This is a genomic window from Salinicola socius (assembly GCF_001937195.1).
In the GTDB taxonomy this organism is placed as follows: Bacteria; Pseudomonadota; Gammaproteobacteria; order Pseudomonadales; family Halomonadaceae; genus Salinicola; species Salinicola socius.
The window spans coordinates 1-598 of sequence record NZ_MSDO01000106.1; the positions used below are offsets into that span (position 1 = coordinate 1).

At 65.6% G+C, this 598-nt stretch carries 1 protein-coding gene; it reads left to right on the plus strand.

Annotated features, from left to right (window positions below; all coding sequences use genetic code 11):
* Positions 1-598 (plus strand): tandem-95 repeat protein (locus BTW07_RS19075; RefSeq protein WP_144077010.1); only part of this gene is annotated, 598 nt, incomplete at both ends.

The window sequence follows — 598 nt, forward strand, 5'->3', positions numbered from 1 at the left end:
GTCCCGGCAGCGAGTGACGTCGAGGGCACCATCGCCGGTTATGACCTGGCGACGGATATCGGCACCGGCAACGGCAGCCTCAGCTTTAATAGCGACGGCAGCTACAGCTTCACCCCCGGCACCGACTTCGACACTCTGGCCGCGGGCGAGAGCCGCGACGTCACCTTCAGCTATACCGCCACCGATAACGATGGCGGCGTCAGTGAGCCCAAGGCCGTCACCATCACCGTGACCGGCACCAACGACGCCCCGGTGGCCGTCGCCGATACCCAGACTACCGGCGAGAACAGCGTTCTCAGCGGGCAGGTGCCGGCAGCGACCGATGTCGATGGGACGATCGCCAGCTACGAACTGGAGACGGACGTAGGCAAGGGCAAAGGCAGACTGACGTTCAACGCCGACGGCTCCTACAGCTTCACGCCCGGCACCGACTTCGACGGTCTGGCCGCCGGCGAGAGCCGCGACGTCACCTTCAGCTACACCGCCACCGATAACGAGGGCGGCGTCAGTGCACCGAAGACGGTCACCATCACCGTGACCGGCACCAACGATGCACCGGTCGCTCAGGCAGGCACGACCACGACGGAAGAGAACACGT